Origin of the sequence: Methylobacterium sp. P1-11 (genome assembly GCF_008329595.1) — a bacterium.
Taxonomy (GTDB): Bacteria; Pseudomonadota; Alphaproteobacteria; order Rhizobiales; family Beijerinckiaceae; genus Methylobacterium.
The window spans coordinates 55,970-72,175 of sequence record NZ_NPKS01000014.1 but is presented as its reverse complement, the minus strand read 5'-3'; the positions used below and the strand labels follow the sequence as shown (position 1 = coordinate 72,175).

Here is a 16,206-nt window from a genome sequence, read left to right as displayed (position 1 = left end):
TCATCCTGAGGTGACCGCGAAGCGGGCCTCGAAGGTGGGCTTCAGGGATCACACAGGCTTCCGGAGGTCTCCTTCGAGGCCTCCGCTGCGCTCCGGCACCTCAGGATGAGGGGGCGGTTGGGACGGTCGCCTGATCGTTGCGCCGACAGCGCCTCTCTGCTCTCACCGACCGCGGAACCCAGGAGACGCGTGGATGGCAAACCCGGCGCAGGTCACCGGCGCGCCCGAGCCGGTGAAGGCCGCGACAGGCGCATTCCTCACGCCCCTGTTCACCGACCGGCGCATCGCCGCGGTGCTCGGGCTCGGCTTCGCACAGGGCATCCCGTTCCTGCTCGTCTACGCGACCCAGTCGGCGTGGCTGGTCCAGGCGAAGGTGCCGCTCGCCACGATCGGGCTGATGAGCGAGCTCACCATTGCGTACAAGCTCAAGTTCCTTTGGGCGCCGTTCCTCGACCGCCACGATGCGCCGCTCATCGGCCGCTGGCTCGGGCGCCGCCGCGGCTGGATCGTCGCCACGCAGATCCTCGTCGCCCTGGCGCTCGCGGGCGTCGCCTTCGGCGACCCGGCCCACTGGCTCGCCTGGACGGTGGCGTTCTCCCTGGCGCTCGGGGTCGCGGGCGCCACCCAGGACGTGGTCATCGACGGTTGGCGCATCACCGCCGCGCCCCCCGAGCAGCAGGCGCTGATGTCGTCGTGGTCGGAGATTGGCTACCGGATCGGCAACCTCGCGGCGGGTGCGGGCGCCCTCTACCTCTCCGACGCCTATGGCTGGCGCGCCGCTTACCTGTGCATGGCGGCGCTGATGGCGCCGGGCACGGTCGCGGCCCTGCTGGCGCCCGAGCCCCCTGCCCCCGAGACTCCGGCGACCGGCGGCTTCGTCGAGACCGTCTGGGCGCCGATCCGCGACCTCCTCGCGCGGCTCGGGCCGCTCGCCGTGCCGGTGCTGGCGCTGGTCGCGGGCTTCCGGATGCCGGGCTACGTCTCGAACGCCATGGCGATCCCGCTGTTCAAGACGCTCGGCTATTCCAACACCGACATCGCCACGGTGACCAAGCTGTTCGGCTTCTGGATCGCGCTCGGCGGCACCTTCCTGGCCAGCGCCATCATCCCGCGGATCGGCATGATGGCGAGCCTGCTCATCGGCACCGTGACGGCCTCGGCCTCGCACCTCGCGCTGGCCTACCTCGCGTGGCACGGCGGCCATGGCGGGGCGGCGTTCTGGACCTTCGCGCTGACCGTGGGCATCGACGGCTTCGCCTACGCCTTCGCGTCGATCGTGCTGATCACCTACATGTCGCGGCTCTCGGCCACCGCCCACGCAGCGAGCCAGTACGCCCTGCTCACCTCGCTCTGCGCCCTGCCCGGCAGCCTGCTCGCCGGGTTCTCGGGCTTCGTGATCGAGCGGACCGGCTTCGCATGGTTCTTCGTCGGCACTTCCCTGATCGGCGTGCCGGTAGCCCTGCTCTGCCTGCTGGTCGCGCGCCGCCACGGGCCGATGGAGGCGCCTGTGGACGCGCCCGGTCAGGCCACCTGAAGCTGTGTCCCAACACGGGAACGCGCGCGGAAAGTGTCTCTTTAGCGGGGATTAACCACACCGCGGCTTAATGGGGCGGACGGTTGATGTCCTCCCCAGACGGGCGACCCAGGCCACGTGCGCGAGAACGGCTCTCGCGGGCGAATGGCGGCGGCTGCTTAGGGGAAGCGCGTACGCGAGTTCCCGAATGGCCCAGGCTGCGTTGTCCCAAGCCGCTTTCCAGTCCGCCTATGCGAGCGCGGATCCGGTGCGACCGGCGCCCCCGCGCCTCACCTACGTCGAGACCGCCTACGACCCGGTCGTCCGCACCCGGGCGCCCTACCCGAGCGCCATGCGGCGCGCCCGCCGCCGCGCCCGGCTGACGGCGCTCATCTCCCTCACCGGCATGACCCTGGCCGGCTGGGCTGTGTTCAGCCACCCGCAGGGGCCGGCCCGCACCGACGCGCAGACCGTCGCCGCGACCGCGCCGACCGCCGCCCCGGTCCCGCAGGCCGTGGCGGCGCCGCGGCCGAGCCTCGCCTGGATGCTCGACCGGAGTCCGACGCTGGGCTCCGGCTCCGCCACCGCCTTCGGGGGCGAGTCCCTGCCGGTTGCCACCTTCCAGATCGCCGCCGCCGCGCCGTCCCCGGCGGTCCGGGAGATCGCCCGGCAGGTCGCCCGGGCCGAGCAGGCGCGGGCCGCCCAGGTCCGGATGGCCCAGGCCAGGGCCGTGGAGAAATCGGCGGACAAGGCCGCCGAGAAGGCCGGCGAGAGGGGCGCGGGGGTGCCGGTTCGAATGGCCGCGGCCGAGCCCACCCCCGCCGCCCTCGCCCCGACCCCCGCCCTCGTGCCGCTGCCGGTGGCGCGCCCGCCCGAGCTGCGGCGCACGCCGGCGGCGCCGCCCGCGCGGGTGGCGAGCCGCGCCCTGCCCCGGACCCGCGACGTGTTCCGCGCCGCGATGGCCGAGGAGCCGTCCTTCTTCGAGAAGCTGTTCGGGGTCGGCGCCGCCGCGCCGTCTCAGGATAACCGCCAGGAGCCCCGTCAGGTGCTGGCCTATGCGAGCCCGGACGCCCTGCCGCAGGAGGCGCCGCGCACCCGGATCAGCCCGGAGCCCGATTCGGTGGCCGGCACGGCCGTGTACGACATCAGCGCCCGCACGGTGACGCTGCCCTCCGGCGAGGTGCTGGAGGCCCATTCCGGCCTCGGCGAGGCCATGGACAACCCGCGCTACGTCCACCTGCGCATGCGCGGCTCGACCCCGCCCGGCACCTACACGCTGACCGAGCGTGAGCGCCTGTTCCACGGGGTCCGGGCGATTCGCCTCAACCCCGTGGGCGGCAGCGCCGCGATCCACGGCCGCGACGGTCTGCTGGCCCACACCTACATGCTGCGGCAGCCCGGCGCCTCGAACGGCTGCGTCTCGTTCCGCGACTACAATCGCTTCCTGCAGGCTTTCCTGCGGGGCGAGGTCCGGCGCCTCGTGGTGGTCGCCGGCAGCGAGGCCGGCGGCATCCTCAACCGGATCGGCATGATCGGCCGCCGCGGCGGCCGGGGCTGAGGATCGGCGGCCCCGGCGGCGCGCGGGGCCGAAAGTCCGAGATCACTAAAGTCCGAGATCACTTTGGCGCGGCGCGGCTTTACGCGCCCGCCCAAGCTGCCTTAACGGGGCTCAGACGCCAGCCCTGACAAGAGGCACCCGATGAAACTGCCCCGCCGCTTCTTCCAGCCCCTCGCCACCGGCGCGCCGGCTCCGTTCCGCGAGCTGCCGGTGCGGCTGGAGCGGATGATCCACTTCGTGCCGCCCCACAACGACAAGGTCCGCGCCCGGGTGCCGGAGCTCGCCGGCACGGTCGACGTGGTGCTGGGCAACTTGGAGGACGCAGTCCCGGCCGACCAGAAGGAGGCGGCCCGCAAGGGCTTCGTCGCCATGGCCCAGGCCACCGACTTCGCCGCCACCGGCACAGGCCTCTGGACCCGGATCAACGCCCTCAACTCGCCCTGGATTCTCGACGACCTGTTCACGATCGTGGCCGAGGTCGGGGACAAGCTCGACGTCGTGATGGTGCCCAAGGTCGAGGGGCCGTGGGACATCCACTACATTGACCAGCTGCTCGCCCAGCTCGAGGCGCGCCACGGCGTCACGAAGCCGATCCTGGTCCACGCGATCCTGGAGACCGCCGAGGGCGTCGCCAACGTCGACGCCATCGCGTCGGCCTCGCCGCGGATGCACGGCATGAGCCTCGGGCCGGCGGATCTCGCGGCGTCCCGCGGCATGAAGACCACCCGGGTCGGCGGCGGCCACCCGGATTACCGGGTGATCGCGGACCCGGCGGGCGACGCGCCCCGGGCGAGCGCCCAGCAGGACCTCTGGCACTACACCATCGCCAGGATGGTCGACGCCTGCATGGCCAACGGCATCAAGGCATTCTACGGCCCGTTCGGCGATTTCTCCGACGGCGAGGCCTGCGAGGCGCAGTTCCGCAACGCCTTCCTGATGGGCTGCGCCGGCGCCTGGACGCTGCATCCGAGCCAGGTGGCGATCGCCAAGCGGGTCTTCGCGCCGGACCCCGCCGAGGTGGCCTTCGCGGCCCGGATCGTCGAGGCCATGCCGGACGGCACCGGCGCCGTGATGCTCGACGGCAAGATGCAGGACGACGCCACCTGGAAGCAGGCCAAGGTCATCGTGGACCTCGCCAAGCTGGTGGCCGCGAAGGATCCGGAGCTGGCGGCGGTCTACAAGCTGGGGTGAGCGGGCTGCCGGTCAGGCGTCGTGTGCGCTCCTGCGGCGACAGGACGAATCGCGAGGCCCCTCTCCCGTGCGGGAGAGGGACAGGGTGAGGGATCAGGTCTGTCCGGAAGAGGCGCGCCCTGTCGGCGCGTCGATCGCGTGCTTGATCCTGAGCGTTCTCGCCCCTCACCCCCACCCTCTCCCGCACGGGAGAGGGGTCGCGTCGCGCCGGTCTGGACCGGTGTCGTCGCTGAACCCGTGCGCTTCATCGGGGCAGCCCCGCGCAAGCGAGGCATCCGCATCATCCGCGACCGCGCTGCCGGAACTGAGCGGTGAGCAGATCGATCCCGAGAGCCCGCACGCTGCGCCGCAGCTAGACGTCGGCCGAGGCCAAGTTCTGGCGCGTTCTGCGAAACCGTGCCCTGAACGGCTGGAAGTTCAGCCGCCAGCACCCGGCGGACCGGTTCGTCGTCGATTTCGCCTGCCTCGAGGCGAGGCTGATCGTCGAAGTCGACGGGGCAACCCACGCGACCGCCAGCGAGATCGCCCGGGATGCGGCGCGGACCGAGATCCTCGAATCGCTCGGCTTCGCCCTGCTCCGCATCCCGAACGCGGACATCCACGACCATCGCGACGGCGCGACACGGTCTAGGCCCCTCACCCGCCGAACCGCGCCCGGTACTCCTGCGGCGTCGCCGCGACGTGCCGCAGGAAGCTGCGCCGCATCGTCTCCTCGGACCCGAAGCCGCAGGTCCGGGCGACGCGCTTCACCGGCTGCGCCGTCTCGGCGAGCGCGCACCGGGCGGCCTCGACCCGCAGGCGCTCCACGGCCTTCGCGGGGGTCAGGCCGGTCGCCTCCAGATAGTGCCGGCTCAGGCTGCGCGCGCTCATCCCGGCCGCCGCGGCCAGCGTCGGGAGCGACAGGTCGCCGGACAGGTTCTCCGCGATGAAGGCGTGGAGCCGCCCGAACCGCTCCTCGCCCGCCTGCAGGGCCAGCGCTGCGCTGAACTGCGCCTGCCCGCCGGGGCGCTTGAGGAACATCACGAGGTGGCGCGCCACCGCAAGGGCGGTCGCGCGGCCGAGGTCCTCCTCGACGAGCGCCAGGGTCAGGTCGATGCCCGCCGTGACCCCCGCTGAGGACCAGACCGGGCCGTCGCGCACGAAGATCGGGTCAGGCTCGATCCGGGCGCGCCGGTAGCGCGCGGCGAGCGCCCCGCACTGCGTCCAGTGGGTCACGGCTCGCCGCCCGTCGAGGAGCCCCGCCGCCCCGAGCAGGAACGCTCCGGTGCAGACCGAGGCGACCCGGCGAGCCCGGCCCGCCCGGGCCCGCACCCAGGCCACCAGGGCGGCGTCGTCGCAGGCCGCGACGACGCCGGGGCCGCCCGCGATCACCAGCGTGTCCACCGGCGCGTCGGGATCCGGCAGCGGGTCGGCCACCAGCCGCAGGCCCGCCGAGGCGGTGAGCCCCGGGTCGCCGGCCGCGATCACCCGCGGCGCGTAGGGCGTTCCGGCGCCGCCGTGCTCGTTGGCGGTGGCGAAGACCTGGAGCGGCCCGGCCACGTCGAGGAGCTGCACCGACGGGAAGGCCAGCACCTCGACCGGTCGCGGCGGATCTGGCGAAAAACGAGGGCTCTTTGGCATTTCGGCCAGATCCTGACGCGCTAGGATCTCCCTGTCCACCATGGAGGCCCGGCATGATCCCGCCCGACACCCACCTGCAGATCGGCTCGCTCCTGTTCGAGGGGCTGGACCAGATCGACCTCACCGGACCGTTCGAGGTCCTGTCCCGGGTGCCCAACAGCACCTACCGGGTCTACGCGCCGGGCCCGGAACCCGTCCGCGACGTCCGCGGCCTCCGGATACTGCCGGATGCCACGCTCGCGGAGGCCCCGCGGCTCGACGTGCTGCACGTCCCGGGCGGCACGGGCCAGGAGGCCCTGATGCGGGACGCGGCCGTGCTCGGCTGGATCCGCGACCAGGTGGCCGGGGCCGGCCACGTCCTCTCGGTCTGCACCGGCGCCCTCATCCTCGGCGCGGCCGGCCTGCTGGTGGGGCGGCGGGCTACGACGTACTGGAACGCCGTGCACCTGCTCCCGTTCTTCGGCGCCGAGCCGGTGGACGCACGCGTGGTGATCGACCGCGATGCAGACGACCGCACCTGGGTGTTCGCGGCCGGCGTCACCGCGGGCATCGACGGGGCGCTGCAACTTGCCGCCGCGCTGCGCGGCGAGGAGGCCGGCCGGACCATTCAGCTCGGCATGCAGTACGCCCCCGAGCCCCCGTTCGACAGTGGCACGCCGCGCACGGCCTCCCCGGCCATCGTGGCGCAGGCGCGGGCGGCGGCGGCCGACATCACGGTCCGGCGCGAGGCGACCGCCCGGGCGATCGCGACCGAGCTCGGTATCCGGATCCCGTAGGAGACTTCCCATGGATCTCACCCACGTTCGCGCCTTCGCGGCCGCGCTGGCGGCGAAGGACCGGGACGCCATGCTGGCGCAGATGGCCGAGGGGGTGGTGCTCAACACCCCGCTCGCCGCCGAGCCCGTGCGCGGGAAGGCGGCGATCCGGCCGGTGGTCGACGCCCTGCTGGCGGCGGTCGACGCCTTCGAGATCCGCGAGATCCTGGAAGGCCCCGCGCACGCCGCCGCCTTCTTCGGCGCGACGGCCGGCCCCCACCGGCTCGACGGGATGGATTACTGGCGCCTCGACGCGGCCGGGCGCATCGCCGAGATGACCGTCCTGTGGCGGCCGCTGCCGGAGGCGATCGCCGTCCGGGACCGCCTGGCACGCACCGCGGAAGCGCCGACTTCCGCGGCGACCGGGTGACACGATCCGTCATCAGACCTATCTGTCCGATCTGGACGGGTTGAACCATGTCGGACGTAACACTCAGAACCGCGAAATTCGCGATCGGCGCCGTGGTGCGCCACCGGATCTACCCGTTCCGAGGGGTCGTGTTCGACGTCGACCCGGTGTTCGACAACACCGAGGAATGGTGGCTGGCGATCCCCGAGGAGGTCCGGCCGCGCAAGGATCAGCCATTCTATCACCTGCTCGCCGAGAACGCCGAGACGGAATACGTCGCCTACGTGTCGGAGCAGAACCTTCTGCCCGACACGTCGGGCGAGGCCCTGCGCCACGCCGGCATCGCCGAGATGTTCGAGCGCGACGCCGCGGGCGCCTACCGGATGCGCGACCGCGCCACGAACTGAGCGGTCCGGAACTCATCAAGAGCCTGGCAAGCGCAGTGCGCTAGGCCGAGGCGGCGGCTGGTGCCGCTCGACGAGCCCGCTCGATGGCCGCCAAGACCCGTTGCGCCGCCGCATTTCTGGCTGCCGGCTTGCTCACGAGCCTGGCCCGCGCCAATGACAGCGCTGCCGAACGCGGTGCCGGCGGCCTGGTCCTGCGGCGCGAGCCTGGGATCGTGCTGGTGAGCGCGGACCTGTCGATCGCCAGCGACCGGATCAGCGTGACGTGCCTGTTCCGCAATCAGGTGGAGGAGCCGCGCACGGTCCGGATCGCCTTCCCGCTGCTGCCGATCGAGGGGCGGGAACTCAGCTTCTCGGCCCTCGCGCTGCCGCAGCCCGACAGCCCGGGCTTCGTCGGCTTCACCCTCACGGTCGACAGGGGCAGTCCGGAGGCGGTCGTGAGCTTCTGCCGCACGGACATCCGGAAGACCGGGCCGACCACGTTCCGCTGGGAGGCCCGGGACTACGTTCCCGATCAAGACCTGCGCGTGCTGTTCGTCCAGCCGGATCCGGGAACCTTGGTGAAGCGGTAGATCCCGCCGCCGGGCGGATCAAACGCGAAGGGCCGGACCTCGCGGCCCGGCCCCGGATACGGACCCGCCGCGCGGCGGGTCGATGGCGATCCCGGAGGAACGCGGGTGCGAAGCGCTTACTTGGCGGCCGGGGCGGGAGCCGCGGCACCGGCGGCCGGAGCGGCGCCCTGCTGCTGCTCGAGCTTCTTGCGCATATCCTCGGAGCGCTTCTCCAACTCGGCCTGGAGCTTCTTCTGCTGCTCCTCGAGCACCTTCGGGTCGATGGCCGGGCCGTCGAAGGCCTTGCCGAAGCCGGCCAGCGGCACCGCGAAGGTGACCTCGCGCTGGGTCTGGTTCTGAACCGAGACGTTGAGGGTCGTGCCCTTCTTCATCGCGGCGATCACGCCGGCATCGACGCCGCCGGCCTCGGCGAAGCAGCCGTTCGGGAAGCAGACGGCGAAGCGGCCGGCGGTCGCCGCCTGGCCGTCGACGCTGAAGCGGATGCCCGGCTGCAGCAGCAGGCCCAGCGGCAGCAGGTAGCGCACCACGCGCACCTCCTGCTTCTGGGCGGCGTTCTTCATCTCGTAGACCGCCACGGCCAGCACCGGCTGGCCCTGGTCGGACACGAAGTCGCGGGTCGTGTAGCAGATGTCGGTACCCGAACCCTGATCCTTGCCGCAGACCTTGGTCCAGTCGGCCTGGCTTGGCTCGGACTTGACGGCGACGATCTGCGGGCCGGTCTGGGCGGCCGGGGTGTTGGCCGCCGGGGTGCCCGGGGCGGTCGGCGCCGGGGCGGCCGGTGCGGGAGCGGCGGGCTTCTTCGGCTGCGCCAGGGCCGGCGCGGCCGCGAGGCCGAGGCCCGCGAGGCCGAGGAGGGCGGCGCGCGCGAGCGTCGCGGTGCGGGTGAAGGACATCGGCTCTGACCCCTTGGAAGAGACGTGGTGTGGCTGGCAGGATGCGGATCCGGCCTGGCGGCAGGTCCGCCGGAGCGTCCGGATGCCCGCCGCGTTGGCGTGCCGCCCGGAACTCCGGATGAATCGGTCCGGCCATCGGGCGGGACGGGCGCCCGTCTGCGCGCATCCCTCACCCCGGCGACCGGGCGGCCTGCCTTTCCCCTCGAATGAGGCGAAGGCATGACACCGCGGCCGAGGAGGCTGTCAGAACCGTCCTGGCCGCGCCCGGCCCCCGATAGGCTCCCATCCGCCCCGCCGCAAGCACGACGTTGTGCCGGCGCGAGGCACGAGCGCGTGATCGGACCGCACCGTCGGCGCCCTCCGGCCGCGGCCCTCTTAGCGGTCGGTTAACCCTGCCGGGTCGACCATGGTGGGAGTTCTGCAGGATGGCGGGGGCGGGGTGAGCGCGTTGGCGGTGGCGGAGTGGGCGGCCGACGCCACATCGGACGCACCCGCGCGATCCGGGAATCCGTCCGGCAGCCTGTTCGGCGGCTTGTCCGACGGTCTCGCGACCGGCCTGTTCGCGGCGGCGCTTGCGGGCCCGCAGCGCACGATCCTGCGTGATTCGGGCGACCGCGTCGCATGGTGCGGGCGCCCGTCCATCACCTGGACCTACGCGGCCGCCGCCGAGATCGTCGGGCGGCTCGCCCGCGGAATCGGTGCATGGCGGCTTCCGGCCGGCAGCCGGATCGGCCTGTGGTTCTCCGGAGGCGCCGAATCGGCCCTCGCCCACCTCGCCGTCGAGGCGGCGGGCCATCTGCCCTGTGCGATGCCTGCCCTCTGGGACTGCGCGCAACTCTCCGCCGGGATCGAGGCGGCAGGCCTCGTGGCCGTGCTGACGGAGGGCCGCCGCGGCGCGCGCCGGCCCGCGGAGGACCTCACCCGCGCGGCCATGCGCCATTTCGGCCTGCGCTACCTTGCGGCTTTCGGTCCGAGCGTGCCGGACGGCGTGATCAGCCTCGATGCCATGGCCCTGGAGCGGGGCGTGGTCGAGCCGGCGGCGAGCCGCGGGCTCGTCACCTTCGCGGGCGGTGACCCCGGTCGGCCGGTCTACCGCACCGCCGCGGCGTTCGCGGCGGCGGTCGCCGCCCATCTCGACGCGCTGCCCCTGACTGCGGACGAGCGGGTCCTGACGCTCCTGCCCGGCCACGACCTGCGCGGCCTCGTGACCGGCCTCGGCGCCGTCCTGGCGGCCGGCGCCGGCCTGGAGAGCGTGCTGCCCTTCGACGAGGCCGGGTTCCGTGCCGCCCTGCTGCGGCCGGTGCCGACCCGGCTCGTGGTTCCGGCCCTGTTCGAATCGGCCCTCGCCACCCTGCCGCTGCCCTGGACTGTCCGCGTCCTCGACGTGGTCCACCGCGCGCCCGCGCGGCTGACCCTGCGGACCATCGGGCTCGCGGGGCCGCAGCGCCTGGATTCCCTGGTGCTGGGCGAGGCGGCGGTGCTGACGCGCCCCGGTCTGGACGACGTCGCCGCGACCCTGGCCGATCCGGAGCAGGCCCTCCTGCCCCGCGAGCTTCTGGACCTTGCGCGCGGGGTGGACGGCGACCTCGCCTGTCGCGGGCTTGCCTGCGCGGCGACCGCGCTCCCCCGCGGCGAGACCCCTCGGACGGATCCACTGGCGTGGCGGAGCACGGGCTACAGGCCGCTCCTGTCGGGTGGAACGGCCGTGTCCATTGCGGAAGCCTGAACGGCGGCCGGCCGCCGGTTCATCCGGCGCTCAGGCTGCGCAGATAATCTCGCATCTGCACACGGGCCGACGGATCCGATCCGCCTGTTCGCGGGTTCTGCATCGGATTGTCGTGACGGCTATCTTTCCAAGCCGGCCCGGATGGAGTACCGCTCAAGCTTATGGGTGCGCTGCAACAAGTGCTCGTGGTCGACGACGGCGTCCGCGCCGTGGACCGGTCCCTTTCGGGCGAGCTGGCCAGCCTCGGATATGCGAGCGTAACCGCCTCGATGGAGGCGGCGGACGACGTCCTTGCCGTGATCGCCCGCCCGGCTGCCGTGCTGCTGCAGGCGCCCACCCGCCGCGATCCCGCCTATGCTCGCCGCGCCGCCCGCCTGCGCGGTCATCTGCGCGACCGCGGCATCCCGGTGATTCTCATCGGTGATTCGAGCGAGGCCCGAGCCGGCGGCCCGGTTGATCTCGCGACCCGCCTCGGCGCCTACGTGGCCGCCCAGCCGGACCTCTGACGTTCTCCTTTCGGTTCTCGGCAGAGCGTCCGCCGTGACGGCGCTTCGGTTCTGCGCGCGAACGAAGGAATGACGGGCACAGCGACATCCGGCATCGTAGCGCCGCCTGGATTGCTTCTCTCCACTCACAAGGACGGCGACCCTGCGGGCGGAGTCCGCTAGCGCGCCGCGCGCATCAATCCCGGCGCGCCGATTCGGGGCAGCACGCCCTCCCGCATCACCAGGCGCCGCAGCGGCCCGAGCTGCGTCATCGCGAGAAGCCCGAAGCCGCGCAATGCATCCACGGGCAGCAGGTCGGTGAGCAGGCTGCGGTTGAGGAGATCCACCGCGGCGGTGCGCGCCGCCGTGTCGATGCGGCGCGACCGCGCGTAGCCGTCGAGCACCGGGCGTGATCCGGGATCGCGGCGGTCGCGGGTGGCGGCCAGCACCGCGTCGCGCAGGGTCGCGGCGTCGCGCAGGCCGAGATTGAGCCCCTGCGCGCCGATCGGAGGGAAGACATGGGCCGCCTCCCCGATCAGCGCCAGCCGCGGTGCCACGGGGGTCGCCACTGCGAGGCCGCGCATCGGCACAAGGCCCCGGGGGCCGTCGACCCGCATGGCGCCGAGCATCGCCCGGGCTTGCCGCTCCACGGCCTGCGCCAGCGCCGCGTCGTCGAGGGCGGCGAGCCGCCGGGCCGCCCCCTCCCCGGTCACCCAGACCAGACTGGATCGGTGGCCGCCCGGGAGCGGCACCAGGGTGAAGGGTCCGGACCGGGTGTGGAACTCGGTGGAGACGTCGCGATGCGGGCGCTCATGGGCGAGGATCGTGGTGATCGCGCTCTGTGGATAGGCCCAGCTGCGCACGCGGACGCCGCTGGCGGCCCGCAGCGGCGAGTGCGCCCCGTCGGCCCCCACCACCAACCGGGCCTCGACCGCGCCCCCATCTGCCAGCGCGATGCACGCGGCCGTCTCACCGGGCACGGCCCTGGCGGCATCCGCCTCGACCAGGGTGAGGTTGTCCTGCGCCCGGGCGCAGGCGCGCAGGCTCTCGACCAGGCGGGCGCTCTCGACATTCCAGCCGAAGGCGTCGAGGCCGATCTCGGCGGCGCGGAAGCGCGCCGGCGGCGGCCGGAACAGGCTGCCGGTGTCGTCGACGATCTGGAGCTCGCAGAGCGGGCTCGCCTGCGGCGCCACCGCGGCCCAGGCGCCGAGCGCCCCCAGGAAGCGCACCGACCCGTCGAGAAGCGCCACGGTCCGCCCGTCCGCCACCGGGGCGTGGCGGCCGACCAGCGCCGTGGGGATTCCTTCGCGCGCGACCGCCAGCGCGGCGGCGAGCCCCGCCGCCCCGGCCCCGACGACGGCGACCGCGAAGGGTGTGCCGGCCGCTCCGGCCTCGGGCCCTGCGGCCCCGGTTCCCTCGAACTTGGCTCCTTCGGACATGCTGCCCCGCACGCTCTCCATCCGCTCGTCGGGCCGCCGACCCGCATCGCCGCGGCCCTCGAACAGGCCGGGCTCGCGGTCCGGCATCCGCGCGGCCCGTGCCCGTATCTGAGCTTTCGGGTATCTCTGCCAAGCCCGATCCGCGAAGGCCACAGCGCCGCAGCTCGGCGGCGCACCTGCTACAGTCGATCGCCGCCGAACTGTTCCCTGAGCGAGTGGCTCTTCGCCGAGTGCTGTGCGGGGCCAGGTTCCGTCGGCGCGGCAGCCCCGGGCGAGACCATGACGGCCCATCTCGCGGTCGACCTGTTCCGGGCCGGCGGCTGCCTCAGCGCAGGAACGCCGCCAGCTCCGAGAAAACCGCGTCCGGCCGCTCCTCCTGGAGGGTGTGGCCGCAATCAAGGGCCCGGCCCGAGACATCGACCGCCTTCTCACGCCACGTCTCCAGCACGTCGTAGGTCTGGCCGACCACGCCCTTCGCTCCCCAGAGCGCCAGCAGCGGCGCCGTGATCCGGGCCTCCGAATCGGCGGCGTCGTGCTCGAGGTCGATCCCGGCCGCCGCCCGGTAATCCTCGCAGATCGCGTGGCGGCAGGCCGGGTCGGCATAGCAGCGCAGATACTCGGCGAAGAGGTCCGGCGGGGTCGAGCCGGGGGTCTTGGATTGGCCCTCGACATGGTGGCGCAGAAAGTATTCCGGATCGGCCCCGATCAGCGTCTCCGGCAGGGGATGTGGCTGGATGAAGAAGAACCACCAGAAATAGCGGGTGGCGAAATCCTTGTCGGTGCGCGCGTACATGGTCGCGGTGGGCGCGATATCGAACACCGCGATCCGCTCGACCGCTTGGCGGTGGTCGAGGGCGAGGCGATGGGCGACGCGCCCGCCCCTGTCATGGCCGACGACAGCGAAGCGTTCGTGACCGAGCGTCCGCATCACCGCCACCGCGTCCGCCGCCATGGCGCGCTTGGCATAGGCGGCGTGGCGCTCGCCCCCCGGCGGCTTGGCCGAATCGCCGTAGCCGCGCAGATCCATCGCCACCACCGTGCGGTGCTCCGCGAGGCGCGGCGCGACGTGGAGCCACGTCGACAGGGTCTGCGGATGGCCGTGCAGCAGCAGCAACGGCGGCCCGGATCCGGCCGAGCGGGCGTTGATCGTCACGCCGGGTGCGGTCTCGATCCGGTGCCGGTCGAAACCCGGCAGGAGGTCGCGGGCCATGGGATCGATCTCCGGGGTCGGTCTCCATCCTGACGCACTGGCGCGCCGGGATGCACCGGATGATAAGGCGCCTCCGGCACCATGTCCGCCGAACCGTCATGACAGATGCACGCGCGCCTCAGGATCCGGCCTTGAACGACCCCGACGCGGCCGACGAGCCGGGCGGGGAGGCCGCCCCCGCGCCTGCCCTGCGGCCGAGCATCCTCGATCCGCTCTTCGCGCCGGCCCGGGCCCTTCCGGGGATCGGGCCGAAGATGGCGCCACTCATCGAGAAGCTGCTCGGCACCCCCGAGCGCGAGGCGCGGGTCGTGGACCTGCTCTTCCACCTGCCCCAGGGCGGCGTGGCGCGGAAGCTCATGGGCTCGATCAGCGAGGCGCCGACCGGCGAGCCGGTGACGATCGGCGTCACCGTGGTGGCGCACCGCCCGGCCCAGATCGGATCGGGCAAGCGCCCGCACCGGGTGCAGGTGGAGGATGCCTCCGGCGACATATCACTGGTCTTCTTCGGCATGCCCCGCGGCCGGGTTGAGAAGATGCTGCCGCTCGGCGCGCATCGCTACATCACCGGCCGGATCGACCTGTGGGACGGCACCCGCCAGATGGTCCACCCGTCGCGGATCGTCGACGAGGCGGGGCTCGCCGAGCTGCCCGCCGTCGAGCCGGTGTACGGCGCCACCGAGGGGCTGACCTCGCGGGCGATCAACAAGCTCGCGGTCGCGGCCCTCGACCGGCTGCCGGTCCTGCCGGAATGGCAGGACCCGGCCTGGCTGGAGCGGAACCGCCTGCCCGCCTTCGCGGACGCGCTCCGCCTCGAGCACCGCCCCGAGGAGGCGCCCCCGAAGGCCGAGGATCCGCTCCAGCCGCCGCCCGCGACGCCGTCCCGGAAGCGGCTCGCCTACGACGAACTCCTCGCCTCGCAGCTGGCCCTGGCGCTCCTGCGCGCCCGCCAGCGGCGCAAGGCCGGCCGCATCAATGCCGGGGACGGGGCCTTGAGCGCACGCATCGAATCCACCCTCCCCTTCGCGCTGACCGGCGCCCAGGCCCGGGCGGTGGCGGAGATTCGCGCCGACCTCGCCGCGCCCCGGCGGATGCTGCGCCTGCTCCAGGGCGATGTCGGCTCGGGCAAGACCGCGGTGGCGCTGCTCGCCATGGCCTCGGCCGTGGAGGCCGGGCGCCAGGCCGCCTTGATGGCGCCCACGGAGATCCTGGCGCGGCAGCATTTCGAGCGGCTGAAGCCGCTGGCGGGGTCCCTGCGCCTGCGCCTCATGACCGGGCGCGACCGCGCCGCCGAGCGCAAGAGCACGCTCGCCGACCTCGCCGCCGGCGAGATCGACATCCTGGTCGGCACCCACGCCCTCTTCCAGGAGGCGGTGACCTTCCGCGATCTCGGCCTCGCGGTGGTGGACGAGCAGCACCGGTTCGGCGTCCACCAGCGCCTGGCGCTCGGCGCCAAGGGCGAGGCGGTGGACTTCCTGGTCATGACCGCGACGCCGATCCCCCGCACCCTGGCGCTGACCTTCTTCGGCGACATGGACGTGTCGATCCTCGACGAAAAGCCCGCCGGCCGGCAGCCGATCCGCACGATCACGCTGCCGACCGAGCGGATCGACGAGGTCGTGGCCGGCCTCGCCCGGGCGATCGCCGGTGGCGAGCGGGTCTACTGGATCTGCCCGCTGGTCGAGGAATCGGAGTTCGTCGACCTCGCCGCTGCGGCCGAGCGCTTCAACGACCTGCGGAAGCATTTCGGCGATGCCGTCGGGCTGATCCACGGCAAGATGCCGGGTCCCGAGAAGGACGCCGCCATGGGACGGTTCGCCGCCGGTGAGACCAAGCTCCTGGTCTCGACAACGGTGGTGGAGGTCGGGGTCGACGTGCCCGAGGCCACCATCATGGTGATCGAGCATGCGGAGCGGTTCGGTCTGGCGCAGCTGCACCAGCTCCGCGGCCGGGTCGGGCGCGGCTCCAAGGCCTCCTCCTGCCTGCTGCTCTACCGGGGCCCACTCGGGCAGGTGTCCCGGGCCCGGCTGGAGATGATGCGCGCGAGCGAGGACGGTTTCCGCATCGCCGAGGCCGACCTGAAGCTGCGCGGCGAGGGCGAGGTGCTCGGCACGCGGCAATCCGGCATGGCTGCGTTCCGGCTGGCGCGGCTGGAGAGCGACGCCGCCCTTCTGGAGGCGGCCCGCGACGACGCGCGGATGATCGTGGAGCGCGATCCTGGGCTGAAGAGCCCGCGGGGGCAGGCGCTCCGAGCCCTACTCTACCTGTTCGAGCGGGAGGCTGCGATCCGGCTGATCGGGGCCGGATGAACGGAGTCGTTCAGGAAAGTCCGGCGTTCCTGAATGGCTGGACCCGGCATCGGGCCCGACCAGCCAGATCGGTAGTTCGATGCGGCGATGTCACAGACTTCCTGAAAAGATGAAGATGATCAGGC

General features: G+C 73.0%; 14 protein-coding genes and 1 pseudogene. 11 read left to right on the top strand and 4 right to left on the bottom strand.

All coding sequences use genetic code 11. From position 1 onward, the window contains the following. Positions 1–193 precede the first annotated feature (193 nt). The 4 genes and pseudogenes from CIW48_RS15825 to CIW48_RS33980 form a co-directional block, all read left to right on the top strand. The gene (locus tag CIW48_RS15825; RefSeq protein WP_149311630.1) at positions 194–1,534 is read left to right on the top strand and encodes an MFS transporter; all 1,341 of its coding nucleotides are present in this window, start codon (positions 194–196) and stop codon (positions 1,532–1,534) included. A 187-nt stretch (positions 1,535–1,721) separates the two neighbouring features. Continuing rightward, positions 1,722–3,071 carry a tlde1 domain-containing protein gene (locus tag CIW48_RS15820; protein WP_149311629.1) on the top strand — a complete coding sequence of 450 codons (1,350 nt, stop codon included), beginning with the start codon at positions 1,722–1,724 and terminating at the stop codon, positions 3,069–3,071. Positions 3,072–3,212: 141 nt separating this feature from the next. Next, positions 3,213–4,262: a CoA ester lyase gene (locus CIW48_RS15815; protein ID WP_149311628.1), complete on the top strand. Its 1,050-nt coding sequence runs from the start codon at positions 3,213–3,215 to the stop codon at positions 4,260–4,262. 368 nt (positions 4,263–4,630) lie between these two features. Then, a pseudogene (locus tag CIW48_RS33980) lies at positions 4,631–4,873 on the top strand (endonuclease domain-containing protein); the annotation flags it as partial. Between the two features lie 25 nt (positions 4,874–4,898). On the opposite strand, the gene CIW48_RS15800 reads toward CIW48_RS33980, so the two are convergent. Next, the gene (locus CIW48_RS15800) at positions 4,899–5,882 is read right to left on the bottom strand and encodes a helix-turn-helix domain-containing protein (protein ID WP_149311626.1); all 984 of its coding nucleotides are present in this window, start codon (positions 5,880–5,882) and stop codon (positions 4,899–4,901) included. A 53-nt stretch (positions 5,883–5,935) separates the two neighbouring features. On the opposite strand from CIW48_RS15800, the gene CIW48_RS15795 reads away from it, so the two are divergent. From CIW48_RS15795 to CIW48_RS15780, 4 genes are all read left to right on the top strand, one after another. Further along, positions 5,936–6,658, top strand: coding sequence for a DJ-1/PfpI family protein (locus tag CIW48_RS15795; protein WP_149311625.1), 723 nt, complete (start codon positions 5,936–5,938; stop codon positions 6,656–6,658). Between the two features lie 10 nt (positions 6,659–6,668). Next, complete coding sequence (locus CIW48_RS15790; protein WP_149311624.1) at positions 6,669–7,067, top strand: nuclear transport factor 2 family protein; 399 nt, start codon at positions 6,669–6,671, stop codon at positions 7,065–7,067. Positions 7,068–7,114: 47 nt separating this feature from the next. After that, positions 7,115–7,453 carry a heat shock protein HspQ gene (hspQ, locus tag CIW48_RS15785; protein WP_091776447.1) on the top strand — a complete coding sequence of 113 codons (339 nt, stop codon included), beginning with the start codon at positions 7,115–7,117 and terminating at the stop codon, positions 7,451–7,453. An 83-nt stretch (positions 7,454–7,536) separates the two neighbouring features. Next, positions 7,537–8,022, top strand: coding sequence for a DUF4424 family protein (locus CIW48_RS15780; RefSeq protein ID WP_149311623.1), 486 nt, complete (start codon positions 7,537–7,539; stop codon positions 8,020–8,022). A 116-nt stretch (positions 8,023–8,138) separates the two neighbouring features. Here CIW48_RS15780 and CIW48_RS15775 read toward each other — a convergent pair whose 3' ends face one another. Continuing rightward, positions 8,139–8,915, bottom strand: coding sequence for an invasion associated locus B family protein (locus CIW48_RS15775; RefSeq protein WP_149311622.1), 777 nt, complete (start codon positions 8,913–8,915; stop codon positions 8,139–8,141). Positions 8,916–9,354: 439 nt separating this feature from the next. Here CIW48_RS15775 and CIW48_RS15770 point away from each other — a divergent pair, with 439 nt between their 5' ends. Then, the gene (locus tag CIW48_RS15770; RefSeq protein ID WP_246695261.1) at positions 9,355–10,641 is read left to right on the top strand and encodes an acyl-CoA synthetase; all 1,287 of its coding nucleotides are present in this window, start codon (positions 9,355–9,357) and stop codon (positions 10,639–10,641) included. Between the two features lie 161 nt (positions 10,642–10,802). Continuing rightward, entirely contained in the window at positions 10,803–11,147 is a 345-nt protein-coding gene (locus tag CIW48_RS15765; RefSeq protein WP_091776444.1) for a hypothetical protein, read from the top strand. Between the two features lie 158 nt (positions 11,148–11,305). Here CIW48_RS15765 and CIW48_RS15760 read toward each other — a convergent pair whose 3' ends face one another. Next, a complete protein-coding gene (locus CIW48_RS15760) occupies positions 11,306–12,652 on the bottom strand; it encodes a UbiH/UbiF family hydroxylase (protein WP_246695260.1) in 1,347 nt (448 codons plus the stop codon). 238 nt (positions 12,653–12,890) lie between these two features. Next, the gene (locus CIW48_RS15755) at positions 12,891–13,775 is read right to left on the bottom strand and encodes an alpha/beta hydrolase (RefSeq protein WP_149311621.1); all 885 of its coding nucleotides are present in this window, start codon (positions 13,773–13,775) and stop codon (positions 12,891–12,893) included. A gap of 98 nt (positions 13,776–13,873) precedes the next feature. Between CIW48_RS15755 and recG the strand changes: the two genes are divergently transcribed. Beyond that, positions 13,874–16,081 carry an ATP-dependent DNA helicase RecG gene (gene recG / locus CIW48_RS15750; RefSeq protein WP_246695259.1) on the top strand — a complete coding sequence of 736 codons (2,208 nt, stop codon included), beginning with the start codon at positions 13,874–13,876 and terminating at the stop codon, positions 16,079–16,081. Positions 16,082–16,206 lie beyond the last annotated feature (125 nt).